The organism is Janthinobacterium aestuarii (assembly GCF_051380835.1).
Classification (GTDB): domain Bacteria; phylum Pseudomonadota; class Gammaproteobacteria; order Burkholderiales; family Burkholderiaceae_D; genus Janthinobacterium; species Janthinobacterium aestuarii.
Genome location: NZ_JBNYXU010000012.1, coordinates 153,227 through 168,092, shown reverse-complemented (window position 1 = coordinate 168,092; position 14,866 = coordinate 153,227). Strand labels below are relative to the sequence as shown.

13 protein-coding genes are annotated in these 14,866 nt (G+C 61.6%); all 13 read left to right on the top strand.

What is annotated here, in order from left to right:
* The first annotated feature begins 112 nt into the window (after positions 1-112).
* Entirely contained in the window at positions 113-4,813 is a 4,701-nt protein-coding gene (locus ACQ4WO_RS25870) for a glutamate synthase-related protein (protein WP_436483816.1), read from the top strand.
* A gap of 79 nt (positions 4,814-4,892) precedes the next feature.
* Positions 4,893-6,356 (top strand): glutamate synthase subunit beta, encoded by a 1,464-nt coding sequence (locus ACQ4WO_RS25865; RefSeq protein WP_436483815.1) that lies wholly within the window; start codon positions 4,893-4,895, stop codon positions 6,354-6,356.
* A 260-nt stretch (positions 6,357-6,616) separates the two neighbouring features.
* Positions 6,617-7,426: an ABC transporter ATP-binding protein gene (locus ACQ4WO_RS25860; protein ID WP_034753922.1), complete on the top strand. Its 810-nt coding sequence runs from the start codon at positions 6,617-6,619 to the stop codon at positions 7,424-7,426.
* Positions 7,423-8,205 carry a lipid asymmetry maintenance ABC transporter permease subunit MlaE gene (mlaE, locus tag ACQ4WO_RS25855; RefSeq protein ID WP_034753807.1) on the top strand — a complete coding sequence of 261 codons (783 nt, stop codon included), beginning with the start codon at positions 7,423-7,425 and terminating at the stop codon, positions 8,203-8,205. Before ACQ4WO_RS25860 ends, mlaE begins: the two co-directional genes overlap by 4 nt.
* Positions 8,206-8,285: 80 nt before the next feature.
* Positions 8,286-8,756 carry an outer membrane lipid asymmetry maintenance protein MlaD gene (mlaD, locus tag ACQ4WO_RS25850; RefSeq protein WP_034753810.1) on the top strand — a complete coding sequence of 157 codons (471 nt, stop codon included), beginning with the start codon at positions 8,286-8,288 and terminating at the stop codon, positions 8,754-8,756.
* A complete protein-coding gene (locus ACQ4WO_RS25845; RefSeq protein WP_436483814.1) occupies positions 8,753-9,634 on the top strand; it encodes an MlaA family lipoprotein in 882 nt (293 codons plus the stop codon). Before mlaD ends, ACQ4WO_RS25845 begins: the two co-directional genes overlap by 4 nt.
* Positions 9,635-9,705: 71 nt before the next feature.
* Positions 9,706-10,341 carry an MlaC/ttg2D family ABC transporter substrate-binding protein gene (locus ACQ4WO_RS25840; protein ID WP_128140606.1) on the top strand — a complete coding sequence of 212 codons (636 nt, stop codon included), beginning with the start codon at positions 9,706-9,708 and terminating at the stop codon, positions 10,339-10,341.
* Positions 10,342-10,393: 52 nt separating this feature from the next.
* A complete protein-coding gene (locus ACQ4WO_RS25835; RefSeq protein ID WP_436483813.1) occupies positions 10,394-10,741 on the top strand; it encodes an STAS domain-containing protein in 348 nt (115 codons plus the stop codon).
* A 211-nt stretch (positions 10,742-10,952) separates the two neighbouring features.
* Positions 10,953-11,870, top strand: coding sequence for an ABC transporter ATP-binding protein (locus tag ACQ4WO_RS25830; RefSeq protein WP_072457445.1), 918 nt, complete (start codon positions 10,953-10,955; stop codon positions 11,868-11,870).
* Positions 11,867-12,628: an ABC transporter permease gene (locus tag ACQ4WO_RS25825; protein WP_034753822.1), complete on the top strand. Its 762-nt coding sequence runs from the start codon at positions 11,867-11,869 to the stop codon at positions 12,626-12,628. Before ACQ4WO_RS25830 ends, ACQ4WO_RS25825 begins: the two co-directional genes overlap by 4 nt.
* A 58-nt stretch (positions 12,629-12,686) precedes the next feature.
* Entirely contained in the window at positions 12,687-12,923 is a 237-nt protein-coding gene (locus tag ACQ4WO_RS25820; protein ID WP_034753824.1) for a BolA family protein, read from the top strand.
* Positions 12,924-12,927: 4 nt separating this feature from the next.
* Positions 12,928-14,178, top strand: a complete 1,251-nt coding sequence (gene murA / locus ACQ4WO_RS25815; protein ID WP_070257789.1) for a UDP-N-acetylglucosamine 1-carboxyvinyltransferase — start codon at positions 12,928-12,930, stop codon at positions 14,176-14,178.
* 12 nt (positions 14,179-14,190) lie between these two features.
* Positions 14,191-14,859 carry an ATP phosphoribosyltransferase gene (hisG, locus tag ACQ4WO_RS25810; RefSeq protein ID WP_070219646.1) on the top strand — a complete coding sequence of 223 codons (669 nt, stop codon included), beginning with the start codon at positions 14,191-14,193 and terminating at the stop codon, positions 14,857-14,859.
* Positions 14,860-14,866 lie beyond the last annotated feature (7 nt).

Genomic DNA, 14,866 nt, shown 5'->3' with positions numbered 1-14,866 from the left:
TATGGCGACGGAATCGAATTTAATTCTACTCCGACCCTAATTTTTCTGGTTGAGTTTTTTGTTGCGTTGCACTACTCTAGTTTTTCGATAGTCATATGCAGCGGAGAAGCCCATGAAAGCGCAAGGCCTGTACGACCCAGCCAATGAACACGATGCCTGCGGCGTCGGTTTCGTCGCCCATATCAAGGGCAACAAGACCCATTCGATCGTCGAACAGGGTTTGCTGATACTGAAAAACCTCGATCACCGGGGCGCCGTGGGTGCCGACGCGCTGATGGGCGATGGCGCCGGCATCCTGATCCAGATTCCCGACCAGTACTACCGCGAAGAAATGGCCAAGCAGGGCGTGGAATTGCCGCCGCCTGGCGAATACGGCGTGGGCATGGTCTTCCTGCCGAAGGAACACGCATCGCGCATCGCTTGCGAACAGGAAATCGAACGCGCCGTGCGCATCGAGGGACAAGTCGTACTGGGCTGGCGCAACGTGCCCATCGATACGGACATGCCGATGTCGCCCACCGTGCGCGCCAAGGAACCCGTCATTCGCCAGATTTTCATCGGCCGCGGCCCGGACATCATGGTCACCGACGCGCTTGAGCGCAAACTGTATGTGATCCGCAAATCGTCGGGCCACGCCATCCAGGCCTTGAAACTGCTGCACGGCAAAGAATTCTTCGTGCCATCGATGTCGGCCCGCACGATTGTCTATAAAGGCTTGCTGCTGGCCGACCAGGTGGGCGTTTACTACAAGGACTTGCAGGACGCGCGCTGCATCTCGGCCCTGGCCCTCGTGCACCAGCGTTTCTCGACGAATACCTTCCCGGAGTGGCCGCTGGCCCACCCGTACCGCCTGATCGCCCACAACGGCGAGATCAACACCGTCAAAGGCAACTTCAACTGGATGCGCGCGCGCGAAGGCGTGATGAAGTCGGCCGTGCTGGGCGACGACCTGCAGAAGCTGTTCCCCTTGATCTATGAAGGCCAGTCCGATACGGCGTGCTTCGACAATGCGCTCGAGCTGCTGTTGATGGCCGGCTATCCGATCGCCCAGGCGATGATGATGATGATTCCGGAAGCGTGGGAAAACCACACGACGATGGATGACAACCGCCGCGCCTTCTACGAATACCACGCCGCGATGATGGAACCGTGGGACGGCCCCGCCGCCATGGCGTTTACGGACGGCCGCCACATCGGCGGCACGCTGGACCGCAATGGCTTGCGCCCGGCCCGCTACATCGTCACGGACGACGACCTGGTGGTGATGGCGTCGGAATCGGGCGTATTGCCGATTCCCGAGTCGAAAATCATCCAGAAATGGCGCTTGCAGCCTGGAAAAATGTTCCTGATCGACCTGGAAGCGGGCCGCATCATCGACGACCAGGAACTGAAAAACACCTACGCCAACGCCAAGCCCTATAAAGCGTGGATCAACTCCGTGCGCATCAAGCTCGACGAGATCAAGCTGGCCGAAGGCCAGGCAAAGCTGGACCGCGCTCAGGGCGAAAAAGCCCAGCCGTCCTTGCTGGACCGCCAGCAGGCGTTCGGCTATACGCAGGAAGACTTGAAATTCCTCATGGCGCCAATGGCCGTGGCCGGCGAAGAAGCGACGGGCTCGATGGGCAATGACTCGCCGCTGGCCGTCATGTCGAACAAATTGAAGCCTTTGTATAACTACTTCAAGCAGCTGTTTGCGCAAGTGACGAACCCGCCGATCGACCCGATCCGCGAAGCGATGGTGATGTCGCTCGTGTCCTTCATCGGCCCGAAACCGAACTTGCTCGATACCAACAACGTCAATCCGCCGATGCGCCTGGAAGTGGCGCAGCCCGTGCTGGGCTTTGACGACATGGCCCGTCTGCGCAACATCAGCGCCCACACGGGCGGCAAGTTCAAGTCGTATGAACTGGACATCTGCTACCCGCTGGCCTGGGGCAAGGAAGGCGTGGAAGCATGCCTGGCCTCGCTGTGCGCGGAAGCCGTCGACGCCGTGAAATCCGGCCACAACATCCTGATTGTCTCGGACCGCGCCATTTGCGCCGACCAGGTGGCGATCCCTGCTCTGCTGGCCACGTCCACCGTGCACCAGCACCTGGTGAGCAAAGGCTTGCGCGCGTCCACGGGCCTCGTCGTGGAAACGGGCTCGGCCCGAGAAACCCACCACTTCGCTTTGCTCGCTGGCTATGGCGCGGAAGCCGTCCATCCGTACCTGGCCATGGAAACCCTGGCCGACATGGCGCATGGCTTGCCGGGCGATTTGTCGGGCGACAAAGCCATCTATAACTACACCAAGGCTGTCGGCAAGGGCTTGATGAAGGTCATGTCGAAGATGGGTATTTCGACCTACATGTCCTACTGCGGCGCGCAAATCTTCGAAGCGATCGGCTTGAACAAGTCGCTGGTCGACAAATACTTCAAGGGCACGGCGTCGAACGTGGAAGGCATCGGCGTGTTTGAAGTGGCGGAAGAAGCGCTGCGCCTGCACGCGCTGGCCTTCGGCAACGACCCCGTGCTGTCGGACAAGCTCGACGCGGGCGGCGAGTATGCGTTCCGCGTGCGCGGCGAAGACCACATGTGGACGCCGGACGCGATTGCCAAGCTGCAGCATTCCACACGCAGCAACAATTTTTCCAGCTATAAAGAGTACGCGCAAATCATCAACGACCAGAGCCGTCGCCACCTGACCCTGCGCGGCCTGTTCGAGTTCAAGCTCGACCCGACCAAGGCGATCCCGCTCGATGAAGTGGAACCGGCCAAGGAAATCGTCAAGCGTTTCGCCACGGGCGCCATGTCGCTCGGTTCGATCAGCACGGAAGCGCACGCGACCCTGGCAGTGGCCATGAACCGTATCGGCGGCAAGTCGAACACGGGCGAGGGCGGCGAAGATCCGAACCGCTACACGCAGGAATTGAAGGGCATCCCGATCCGCCAGGGCGACACCATGGCCTCCGTCGTGGGCGCCGAGCAGATCGTCGTCGACATTCCGCTGCAGGAAGGCGATTCCATGCGTTCGCGTATCAAGCAGGTGGCGTCGGGACGTTTCGGCGTCACGGCCGCCTACCTGAACTCGGCCGACCAGATCCAGATCAAGATGGCGCAAGGCGCCAAACCGGGCGAAGGCGGCCAGTTGCCAGGCCATAAAGTATCGGAATACATCGCCAGCCTGCGCTTTTCCGTGCCGGGCGTGGGCCTGATTTCGCCGCCGCCGCACCACGATATCTATTCGATCGAAGATCTGGCGCAGTTGATCCATGACTTGAAGAATGCCAATCCGCGCGCGTCGATTTCCGTGAAACTGGTGTCGGAAGTGGGGATCGGCACGGTCGCCGCCGGCGTCACCAAGGCGAAAGCCGACCATGTGGTCGTTGCCGGCCATGATGGCGGCACGGGCGCGTCGCCATTGTCGTCCGTGAAACATGCGGGCACGCCGTGGGAGCTGGGTCTGGCCGAAACGCAACAAACCTTGGTGCTGAACGGCTTGCGCAGCCGCATCCGCGTGCAGGCCGACGGCCAGATGAAAACGGGCCGCGACGTGGTCATCGCCGCCCTGCTGGGCGCCGACGAGATCGGTTTCGCCACGGCGCCGCTGGTGGTCGAAGGCTGCATCATGATGCGCAAATGCCATCTGAATACCTGTCCGGTGGGCGTGGCCACGCAAGATCCGGTGCTGCGCGCCAAGTTCTCGGGCAAACCCGAGTATGTCGTCAATTACTTCTTCTTCGTTGCCGAGGAAGCCCGTCAATTGATGGCGCAGTTGGGCATCCGCACGTATGACGAGCTGATCGGCCGTGTCGACTTGCTCGATAAATCGAAGGCGATTTCGCACTGGAAGGCGCAGGGCCTGGACTTCTCGGCCATCTTCCACAAGCCGGAAACGCCAGATGGCCAAGCCTGCCGCCACGTGGAGTTCCAGGACCATGCGCTGGAAAAGGCGCTCGACCACAAGCTGATCGCGCAAGCGCGCGCGGCGCTGGAAAAGGGCGAGCGCGTCTCGTTCATCTCGCCCGTGCGCAACCTGAACCGCACGGTGGGCACCATGCTGTCCGGCGAAGTGGCGAAGAAATACGGCCACGCCGGCTTGCCGGACGACACCATCCACATCCAGTTGCAAGGAACGGCGGGCCAGTCGGCCTGCGCCTTCCTGGCGCACGGCATCACCATCGATCTGGTGGGTGAAGGCAACGATTACGTCGGTAAAGGCTTGTCGGGCGGGCGCATCATCGTGCGGCCCAATACCGAGTTCCGCGGCTGGGCCGTGGACAACATCATCATCGGCAACACGGTGCTGTACGGCGCCATCGCCGGCGAAGCCTTCTTCAATGGCGTGGCAGGTGAACGCTTTGCCGTGCGCAACTCGGGCGCCACCACGGTGGTCGAGGGCCTGGGCGACCATGGCTGCGAATACATGACGGGCGGCACGGTGGTGGTGCTGGGCAACACGGGACGCAACTTCGCGGCCGGCATGTCGGGCGGCATCGCCTATGTGTATGACCCGGCCGGCGACTTTGCCAGCAAGTGCAACACGGCCATGGTCAGCCTGGACAAGGTCGTGTCGGCAGCGGAACAGCACGTCGACCGCGATGCCTGGCATACGCAGCACCGCGATGGCGTGCCGGAAGCGGACGAGGTCATCCTCAAGCGCCTGATCGAGCGTCATTTCAAGCACACGGGCAGCACCCGCGCCCGCGTCTTGCTCGACGACTGGGCTGCGGCGCGCGGCAAGTTCGTGAAAGTCTTCCCGAACGAATACAAGCGTGCGCTGATTGAAATGGCCGCTGACGCCGCCATGGAAGTCCAAGCCGTCGCCGCCTGAGCCAGCCAAGCTCATTGCCAAATGAATGACCAGGGAGCGGCCCGGCCGCTCCCCGCCAGCCAAATACAAAGGAACTATCGTGGGTAAAATTACCGGCTTCATGGAATTCAAGCGCCAGGACGAACACTATCTGGAGCCTGCCGCGCGCCTGAAGAACTACAAGGAATTCGTGCTGCACCTGTCGGATGCGCAAGCGACCGTGCAAGGCGCGCGCTGCATGGACTGCGGCATCCCGTTCTGCACCACGGGCTGCCCCGTGAATAACATCATTCCCGACTGGAATGACCTGGTGTACCGCGGTAACTACCGCGAAGCGCTCGACGTCTTGCATTCGACGAATAACTTCCCGGAATTTACGGGCCGCATCTGCCCGGCGCCGTGCGAATCGGCCTGCACCCTGGGCATCCACGAAGATCCGGTCGGCATCAAGTCGATCGAACATAAAATCATCGACATGGGCTGGGAGCATGGCTGGGTCACGCCGCAGCCGGCGGGATTCAGTACCGGCAAGAAAGTGGCCATCGTCGGTTCCGGTCCTGCCGGCCTGGCGGCCGCGCAGCAGCTGGCGCGCGCCGGCCACGCCGTCACCGTGTTTGAAAAGAGCGACCGGGTCGGTGGCTTGCTGCGTTACGGCATCCCCGACTTCAAGATGGAAAAATCGCACATCGACCTGCGCGTGAAACAGATGGAAGCCGAAGGCGTGGTCTTCCGCACCAGCGTGCTGGTCGGCAAGGATTTCCCTGCCCACGTGAACAACTGGGCCAAGGAAACCATTTTCCCCGAAGACCTGGAAAAAGAATTTGACGCCGTCATCATGGCCGGCGGTGCCGAACAGCCGCGCGACTTGCCCGTGCCGGGCCGCGAACTGAAAGGCGTGCATTTCGCCATGGATTTCCTGCCGCTGCAAAACAAGGTCAACGCGGGCGACAAGCTCAAGGACCAGATCAAGGCCACGGGCAAGCACGTGGTGGTGATCGGCGGCGGCGACACGGGGTCCGACTGCGTCGGCACCTCGAATCGCCATGGCGCCGCCTCGGTGGCCCAGTTCGAACTGATGCCGCAGCCGCCGGAACAGGAAAACAAGCCGCTCGTCTGGCCGTACTGGCCGACCAAGCTGCGTACCTCGTCCTCGCACGAGGAAGGCTGCGAGCGCGACTGGGCCGTGGCAACCAAGCGTTTCGAAGGCAAGGGCGGCAAGGTGGAAAAGCTGATCGCCTGCCGAGTCGAGTGGAAAGACGGGAGGATGAGCGAAGTGCCGAACTCGGAATTCGAGATGAAGGCGGACCTGGTCTTCCTGGCCATGGGTTTTGTTTCACCTGTACAACAAGTGCTGGAAGCGTTCGGCGCCGATACGGATGCGCGCGGCAATGTCAAGGCGACAACGGATGGCGCCGGCTGCTACCAGACGTCGGTGGCCAAAGTGTTTGCGGCCGGCGACATGCGCCGTGGCCAGTCGCTGGTGGTGTGGGCCATCCGCGAAGGGCGCCAGTGCGCGCGCGCCGTCGATGAGTTCCTGATGGGGGCATCGCTGCTGCCGCGCTAAAAAAACGAGCAATTGTTTGTTTTTTGACAGGGCCACGGCGCGGATCGCGACGTGGCTTTTGTTATTTTTGCCTGTCAGGTCAATGGCCGTGAGCGCGGCTCGATGGGGACGCGATATGGCGGCCGAATTTCCACTACAATATCTGACTTTCGATTCATTAGTGTTGTATTCTTCCCCTGTCCCGGGCTGTAAGCAGGGGTGTCTCAGCAGAGGTTGGCGTTTCTGCACTACAATACGCCATTAAAATAGTGAGCTTCGTCGTGCCAAATCTTGTTGAGATCCGTGATTTACACTTTGCCTATGGAGAACGTTCGATTTTATCGGGCCTTCAAATGGATTTCCCACGTGGAAAAGTTGTGGCCGTCATGGGTGGCTCCGGCAGTGGCAAGACGACCGTACTGCGTCTGATCGGCGGGCAGCTGCGCCCCAGTTCCGGTTCCGTGAATGTGGACGGCCAGATCGTGCATACGCTGGGAACCGACGAGTTATACCAGCTGCGCCGCAAGATGGGCATGCTGTTCCAGCACGGCGCCCTGTTTACGGACTTGACGGCGTTCGAGAACGTGGCGTTCCCCCTGCGCGAACACACGGACTTGAATGAAGAGCTGATCCGCACCCTGGTGCTGATGAAGCTGCACGCCGTGGGACTGCGCAATGCGGCGCAGTTGAAGCCGGCCGAGATCTCGGGCGGCATGGGCCGCCGCGTCGCGCTGGCGCGCGCCATCGCGCTCGACCCCGAACTGATCATGTATGACGAGCCGTTCGCCGGCCTGGACCCGATTTCCATGGGCGTGACGGCCAATTTGATCCGCAATCTAAACGATGCGCTGGGTTCCACGTCTATCCTGGTATCGCACGATGTGAAGGAGTGTTTCGCCATCGCTGATTACGTCTATTTTCTGTCATCGGGCAAGATCGTGGCGCACGGCACGCCGGCCGAGATGGCCGTGTCGACGCATCCCTACGTCAAGCAGTTCGTCAATGCCGAGGCCGATGGCCCCGTCCCGTTCCATTATCCGGGCAAGTCGCTGGCCGACGACCTGGGTCTGCAGGCGGGGGGCGGCCGATGATCGCGCGTTTCCTGGCGGCGATCGGAGCGTGGTTGCGTCGTTCGGTACAAGACCTTGGCTTTGCCGTGCGTTCGTTTTTCATCATCATCGCCTCGTCGGGCGGCCTGTGGCGCCGTCCGCGCCTGGTGATTGAGCAACTGTTTTTTATCGGTAACCGCTCGCTGGTGATTACCGCCGTTTCCGGCCTGTTCGTCGGCATGGTGCTGGGCTTGCAAGGGTATTACACCCTGACCACGTATGGCGCCGAGCAGTCGCTGGGCTTGCTGGTCGCGCTGTCCCTGACGCGCGAACTGGGCCCCGTCGTGACGGCGCTGCTGTTCGCCGGCCGTGCCGGCACGTCGCTGACGGCGGAAATCGGCCTGATGAAGGCGGGCGAGCAACTGTCGGCCATGGAAATGATGGCCGTGAACCCGATCCAGCGCGTGCTGGCGCCCCGTTTCTGGGCCGGCGTGATCGCCATGCCGATCCTGGGCGCCATCTTCACGGCCGTCGGCATCATCGGCAGCTACCTGGTCGGCGTGGTGCTGATCGGCGTCGACGAAGGCTCGTTCTGGTCGCAGATGCAAGGCGGCGTGGATGTCTGGAAAGAAGTGGGCAACGGCACCATCAAGAGCCTGGTGTTCGGCATCGCGGTGACCTTCATCGCGCTGTTCCAGGGGTACCAGGCACAGCCGACACCGGAAGACGTGTCCGGCGCCACCACGCGCACGGTGGTCATTTCGTCGTTGATGGTGTGGTGGCTCGACTTCATGATGACGGCATTGATGTTTAGCAAGTAATTGCCAATAGGCGACAAAATTATCGGCCTGGGCAGTGTTCTGCGCAGGTGGCGGCAAGTAAAAATTATTTAGGATTGTTTATGCAACGTAAATCTTTGGATGTCTGGGTCGGCTTGTTCGTCTTGCTCGGTGTGGCGGCATTGATGTTTCTGGCGCTCAAGGCCGGCAATATGAGCTCGCTGTCTTTCAGCAAGACGTATACCATTAGTGCCAAGTTCGACAATATTGGCGGTCTCAAGCCGCAGGCGCCCGTCAAGGGTGCTGGCGTGGTGGTGGGCCGGGTCTCGGAAATCGTCTTTGACGACAAGACCTACCAGGCGCTGGTGAAACTCGACATCGAAGATGGCTACAAATTTCCGAAAGATAGCTCGGCCAAGATTTTGACGGCCGGTTTGTTGGGTGAGCAATATATCGGCCTGGAAGCAGGCGGCGATTTGGCCAACCTGGCAGAGGGCGACAAGATTGCCCGTACTCAATCGGCCACAGTGCTGGAAGACCTGATCAATCAGTTCATCTACAGCAAGGCAGCGGAAGGAAAGGACAGCAAATGAGCGAGTCGAACAAGCAATTCCAAGGCAGTCTGGTACGTATCGGCCTGGCCATGACCATCGCCGCCAGCGTGAGCGCTTGCGCCACCGGCACCAATCCGCGCGACCCGCTGGAAGGGTATAACCGCGCCATGTTCAAGTTCAACGACACCGTTGACCAGGTGGCCTTGAAGCCGGTCGCCACGGCCTACAAGAAGGTCACGCCATCGTTCGTGCAAACGGGCGTGGGCAACTTCTTCGGCAACTTGTCCGATGTGTGGAGCGCCATGAACAACTTGCTGCAAGGCAAGGGCGAGGCGGGCTTGCAAGATGTCGTGCGCGTCAGCATGAACTCGACTTTCGGTATCTTCGGTCTGATCGACATCGCCTCGCAGGCCGGCATTCCCAAGCATAACGAAGACTTTGGCCAGACCCTGGGCTGGTATGGCGTCCAGTCCGGTCCGTACGTGATGCTGCCGCTGCTGGGGCCATCGACCGTGCGCGACACGGCGGCCCTGCCGCTCGATATCGCGGGCGACCCATGGCGCTACAAGGATCCGGCTTATGTGCGCAATATCGGCACGGTGACGCGCGTGGTTGACAAGCGCGCCGCGCTGCTCGACGCGACGAACCTGATGGAAGCGGCTGCGCTGGACCGTTATGAGTTCATCCGCGACGGCTTCCTGCAGGCGCGCGAAAGCAAGGTGTTCGATGGCGATACGGACCGCCGCGACCGTAAAGTGCCAAAAAACGACACCAGCGATTACGAGCCGGAGTACGAGGCAAAACCGCAGCCTGCCAATGACGCGCCTGCGGCCACGGCCGCCGCCGATGTGGCGCCGGCGGACCTCGTAACATCTGGTAGCAATACCGTTGCTTCCCAGGCCAGGCCGCAGGAGTAAACTGGGCGCAAGAACACCACGGCTGCGATCAACGCCAGCCGGTGCATAGCAACACCATGAAAGGTAAAACCATGAAATTGATGAAACAACTGCTGGCGATGGCCACCATCGCCTTTGCCACCGCCGCTCAGGCCGCCCCTGCTGTCGAAGCACCGGACGTCCTGGTCAAACGCATCAGCCAGGACGTGATCGACACGGCCAAGGCCGACAAGGCCATCCAGGCTGGCGATATCAAGCGCGTCACCGAATTGGTGGAAAGCAAGATCTTGCCGTACGTGGATTTCCAGCGCATGACGTCGCTGGCCGCCGGCCGCCACTGGCGCGACGCCACGCCCGACCAGCAAAAGCAGCTGGCCGCGGAATTCCGCACCTTGCTGATCTACACGTACTCGGGCGCCCTGTCGCAGATCAAGAACGAAACCGTGGAATTCAAGCCGCTGCGCGCCGACCCGGCCGACACGGAAGTGGAAGTGCGTTCGCAAGTGAACGTGGCACGCGGCGAACCTGTGCCCCTGAACTACCGCGTGGCGAAAACTCCGTCCGGCTGGAAGATCTATGACATCAACGTGCTGGGCGCGTGGCTGGTGGAAACGTACAAAAGCAGCTTCGCCAGCGAGATCAGCAAGGGCGGCATCGATGGCCTGATCAAGACCCTGGCCGCGAAAAACAAGGCCCTGGCCAGCCGTCCCGCTGCCAAAGCCAAATAATCGGCTATCATATAGCTCCTGACCCAGCTCCAGACCAGCGCAGCCCGACGCCATGCCCGACTCTCTCGACACCTTGCAGTCCCTGACTTCCCTGACCGTGCACAATGCCACTTCGGCATTGGAGCAGGGTCTGGACGCCATCCGCTCGGGTCAGACGAAGTTTGACTTGCGCAACGTCAAGGCTGTCGATTCGGCCGCCGTTTCCGTCATGCTGACGTGGCAGCGCGCCGCGCAGGATGCCGGCGGCGTGCTGGAGCTGAAAAACCTGCCGAACAACCTGAAAAACCTCACCAAGCTGTATGGCGTCTGCTCGCTCGTCTCGAGCACGTTGACGGCTGACGACTGCGCCAGCGTCGGCGGCCACGCCGAACGCAGCCCGTCCGACCTGCATCATCATTGATCCTGTCCCACTCCCCGCATCAGCAGTAGCTTTCAAGCCGGCAGGCCACCAGCGCCGCCGGATTGATCTCCAAGTGTTCCACGAATTTTCCAACTATAATTGACTGTTGCGCCGTCCTCGCCTGAAGGTGGCGCCCTGCACCGGCCTGCCGGCCTCGATGTCTCCGGCAACTGGCGCATCACACCAGACGCATTACACTTGAAACAAGCACATGACCGCAATTCAAATAACGAATGTAGAAAAGAGCTATAAATCGCTCAAGGCGCTGGGCGGCGTGTCGCTGGCCATCGAAGAAGGCGAATTTTTCGGCCTGCTCGGTCCCAACGGCGCCGGCAAGACCACCCTCATTTCCATCATCGCCGGCCTGATACGCCCCGACGCGGGCACCGTCAAGATCCATGGCCACGACGTGGTCAAGGACTTCCGCAACGCGCGCCGCAACCTGGGCGTGGTGCCGCAGGAACTGGTGTTCGACCCGTTCTTCACCGTGCGCGAAACCTTGCGCCTGCAGTCCGGCTATTTCGGCCTGCCGAACAACGACAAGTGGATCGACGAGGTCATGGAAAACCTCGACCTGACCGGCAAGGCCGACACCAACATGCGCGCGCTGTCCGGCGGCATGAAGCGCCGCGTGCTCGTGGCGCAGGCGCTGGTGCACAAGCCGCCCGTCATCGTGCTCGATGAGCCGACGGCCGGCGTCGACGTGGAACTGCGCCAGACCTTGTGGAAGTTCATCTCGCGCCTGAACCGCGAAGGCGGCCACACGGTCGTCTTGACCACCCACTACCTGGAAGAGGCGCAAGCCATGTGCCAGCGCGTGGCCATGCTGAAAACCGGCAAGGTGGTGGCGCTCGACACCATGTCGGCCCTGATCCGCCGCATCGCCGGCTCGCAACTGCAGGTGCACCTCAAAAACGGCAGCCTGCCGGACGACCTGCGGCACCTGGTGCTGCATGCGGAAGAACAGCAGGCGCCGAACAAGTTCAGCCTGCGCGTCAACGAATACAGCGAAGTCGAGAAAATCCTCGCCCGCCTGCGCGAAGCGGGTGCCGAGATCGATGAAATGCAATTGCAACAAGCCGACCTGGAAGATATTTTCTTGCAGATCATGGATAAAGGTACCGTATGATTTCGACAGGATTTCGCACCCTCGTCTACAAAGAGACGCTGCGCTTCTGGAAAGTGGCGACGCAAACCGTGGCCGCGCCCGTGCTCACGTCGATGCTGTACCTGCTGGTGTTCGGCCATGTGCTCGACGGCCGCGTGGAGCCGAGCCCCGGCGTCAGCTACACGGCCTTTCTGATTCCCGGCCTGGTGATGATGAGCGTGCTGCAAAACGCGTTCGCCAATTCCTCGTCCTCGCTGATCCAGTCGAAGATCACGGGCAACCTGGTGTTTGTGCTGCTCACTCCCCTGTCGCACTGGGAAATCTTCTCGGCGTATGTACTCGCTTCCGTCGCGCGCGGCCTGGCCGTGGGCTTTGGCGTGTTCGCCATCACCTGCTGGTTCGCCGACCTGTCGTTTGTCGCACCGCTGTGGATCGTCGTCTTCGCCTTCCTCGGCGCCGCCATGCTGGGCACCATGGGCCTGATCGCCGGCATCTGGGCCGAAAAATTCGACCAGCTGGCCGCCTTCCAGAACTTCCTGATCATGCCGGCCACCTTTTTGTCGGGCGTGTTCTATTCGATCCACTCGCTCCCCGCCTTCTGGCAGACGGTATCGCATTTGAACCCTTTCTTCTACATGATCGACGGCTTCCGCTACGGCTTCTTCGGCGTGTCCGACGTCAGCCCGTGGCTCAGTCTTTCCATCGTCGCCGGCTTCCTCGTGATCCTGGCGCTGGCGTCGATCCGCCTGCTGAAAAGCGGCTACAGATTGCGACACTAATTGCGCCGTTGATTGCGGCACATCACATCATTACATTATTCAATATCAAGGACTTATCGTGACCACCACTCCAGAACTGATCCACGGCTATCTGTCGGCCGGCCTCGAATGCACGCACCTCGAAGTGGAGGGCGATGGCCAGCACTTCCAGGCCGTGATCGTCTCGCCAGCGTTTGCCGGCAAGCGTCTGATCCAGCGCCACCAGATTGTCTACGCGGCGCTGGGCGACCGCATGCGCGAAGAAATCCACGCGCTGTCGATGAAAACCCTGACACCTGAAGAATTCCAAGGATAAGCACATGGACAAGCTCCTCATCAACGGCGGCAACCGCCTGAACGGCGACATCGCCATCTCCGGCGCGAAAAACGCCGCCCTGCCCATCCTGTGCGCCGGTCTGCTGACCGCGGGCGACCTGGATCTGACGAACGTGCCGCACCTGCACGACGTGGCCACCATGCTGAAACTGCTGGGCCAGACGGGCCTGAAAGTGCAGCAGGACGGCGACCGCGTCGTGCTCAACGGCAGCGCCATCGACACCCTGGAAGCGCCGTATGAACTGGTGAAAACCATGCGCGCCTCGATCCTCGTGCTCGGCCCCATGCTGGCGCGCTTCGGCGAAGCCAAGGTCTCGCTGCCGGGCGGCTGCGCCATCGGTTCGCGCCCCGTCGACCAGCACATCAAGGGGCTGGAAGCGCTGGGCGCCGAGATCCGCATCGAAGCGGGCTACATCTACGCCAAGTGCGCCAAGCTGAAAGGCGCGCGCATCGTCACCGACATGATCACTGTCACCGGCACAGAGAACCTGCTGATGGCCGCGACCCTGGCCGAAGGCGAGACCATCCTGGAAAACGCCGCCTGCGAACCGGAAGTGACCGACCTGGCCCACCTGCTGGTGGCCATGGGCGCGAAGATCGACGGCATCGGCACCAGCCGCCTGGTGATCCAGGGCGTGGACGCCCTGCACGGCGCCTCGCACGCGGTGATCGCCGACCGTATCGAAACGGGCACCTTCCTGTGCGCCGTGGCGGCCACCGGCGGCGATATCACCCTGCGCAACGTGCGCACCGACATCCTCGACGCGGCGCTCGACAAGCTGCGCGCCATGGGCCTGACGATGACCTTCGGCGCCGACTGGATCCGCGCCGAGATGTCGGCCCGCCCGAATCCCGTCAGCTTCCGCACCACGGAATACCCGGGCTTCCCGACCGACATGCAGGCGCAGTTCATGGCCGTCAACACGATTGCCAATGGCGCCAGCCGCGTTACCGAGACGATCTTCGAGAACCGCTTCATGCACGTGCAGGAAATGAACCGCCTGGGCGCCGACATCACCATCGAGGGCAACACGGCCATCATCGCCGGCGTCAAGCAGCTGCGCGGCGCGCCCGTGATGGCGACCGACCTGCGCGCCTCGGCGTCGCTGGTGATCGCGGCCCTGGCCGCCGATGGCGAAACGCTGATCGACCGCATCTATCACCTCGACCGCGGCTACGACCGCATGGAAGTGAAGCTGTCGGCCGTCGGCGCGAATATCGTACGCATCAAATAACAAGGAACGAGCATGAACGGATCGAACAACGGTGACAGCTCCCAGCTGATTCTGGCGCTGTCGAAAGGCCGCATTTTTGAGGACACCATGCCGCTGCTGGAAGCGGCCGGCATCAAGGTGCTGGAAAACCCGGAGACCTCGCGCAAGCTGATTTTGGCCACCAACGATCCGAACGTGCGCGTCATCATCGTGCGCGCCAGCGACGTGCCGACCTACGTGCAGTACGGCGCGGCCGACTTCGGCGTGGCGGGCAAGGATGTCTTGCTCGAGCATGGCGGCGAAGGCCTGTACCAGCCGATCGACCTGAATATCGCTTCTTGCCGCATGTCGGTGGCGGTGCAGGCCGGCTTCGACTATGAAAAGGCCGTGCACCAGGGCGCGCGATTGCGCGTGGCCACCAAGTTCGTGCACACGGCGCGCGAGCACTTCGCCGCCAAGGGCGTGCACGTCGACCTGATCAAGCTGTATGGCTCGATGGAGCTGGCGCCTTTGGTCGGCCTGTCCGACGCCATCGTCGATCTGGTCAGCACGGGCAGCACCCTGCGCGCGAACAACCTCGTCGAGGTCGAGCACATCATGGAAATTTCGTCGCGCCTGGTGGTGAACCAGGCCGCGCTCAAGCTCAAGCGCGAGCGCTTGCAGCCGATTATCGAGGCGTTTGAACGCGCTTCGCAAGCCTAGACACCTT